Genomic DNA, 1,309 nt, shown 5'->3' on the forward strand with positions numbered 1-1,309 from the left:
ACAACGACCCCAAAATCCTCGCCATCCCCAACACCGCCTGGATCAACAAACCAGCCGAGAAAAACGACACAAAAGCAGCAGCCTAATTCCCACTGGCCTCATTCACCTTGACAAATTCCGGTAGCGGTGCTGGTGCGGGTACCGGGCTGATTCGGAGATCTCCGGCTCAAGGCAATAGCGGCCGCGCAGGCTACGAGCTCAGCGATGACCGACACCACTGCGAGTGGTTCCAGCCAGTTGCCAACGTCGTCACCGATCAGGGGGAGACCGAGCGTTCGTGAGATGACGTAGGCGACTAGGGCCAAGGCCATCACCACGGCGGTGAGGACATAGGCCGCTACCACGTCATGGAAGAAAAGCACGCCAGCCAGGACAAAGCTGCCCGCGGCAAGAAGAATGAAAAGGATTCCGATGTATGGAGCCTCGAGGAGATGGTCCGGAATAACGGGAATATGAGCCGCGCCTGCCACGACCAGTGCGGCTACGGCGAGCCCTCGCAGCGGACGTCTAAAGGGCACGCCAAGCTGCCTGGGGCGGGTCCCGGCCGGTTGGGGGAGCGTGCCTTTGGTTTTCGCTGACATGCGTGGCTCCAATCAGGTAACGGCGCTTGGGCATTTAGGACGCGCCTGAGATCAATGATGTTCGTCGGTTGGTGGCCCAAGCAGACATAAGGGATTCGTCACCATGGAACGATCGGATTTGTCAGAAGGAATGCAACTCCATGCATGGGCTACCATCGCAGACCCGACCCGATTGGCGATTCGAAGCCCTTCAGTGAATCTTCGCTCTATCCGACCCTGCGGGCATCATAAGCGGCGGTTTCGATCGAGCTTGCCGAGGATCATCAATTCACGGTCTCGAGCAGCATGGTCTCGCGCGTTGATCTTATCCGCAAGCGTCCGGACCGTCCCTCAGCGAATACTGATTGTCCCAACGCGGGGACACGCTGCCCGTTGAACAGAGGTGAGTCCGAATACTCGTGAGAATTATGGCACTCTGAAGCCTGCGGGTCTCACCTGGGCGCCAGTGAGCGTAATTCTGCTGTTTACCTCCGTTTCCTAGCGTAGGAGGGCCATAAACCCCCACTAGGAAGTTGAGGACCATGTCCATCATCCGGCCGCTTGCGCTACTGCTTGCCTGTACTTCCCTTGCCGTCTCCGTCGCCGTTCCGGCAAATGCAACTCAGGCGCCGGACGACGTCGTCCTTGGCACCCCGCGCGAGGCAGCCCACGCCCATAATGACTATGAGCACGAACGGCCCCTGTTCGATGCCCTTAAACACGGTTTCACCAGTGTTGAGGCTGATGTG

The 1,309-nt window shown here is 58.7% G+C and carries 1 protein-coding gene and 1 pseudogene; one reads left to right on the forward strand and one right to left on the reverse strand.

Going from position 1 to position 1,309, the window contains the following annotated elements:
- Window positions 1-98: 98 nt before the first annotated feature.
- Window positions 99-581: a hypothetical protein gene (locus tag Y708_RS27250; protein ID WP_051478431.1), complete on the reverse strand. Its 483-nt coding sequence runs from the start codon at window positions 579-581 to the stop codon at window positions 99-101.
- 521 nt (window positions 582-1,102) lie between these two features.
- Between Y708_RS27250 and Y708_RS0101715 the strand changes: the two are divergent.
- Window positions 1,103-1,309: pseudogene (locus Y708_RS0101715) on the forward strand (hypothetical protein); the annotation flags it as partial.

The organism is Arthrobacter sp. H5, from assembly GCF_000520595.1.
Classification (GTDB): Bacteria; Actinomycetota; Actinomycetes; order Actinomycetales; family Micrococcaceae; genus Arthrobacter_D.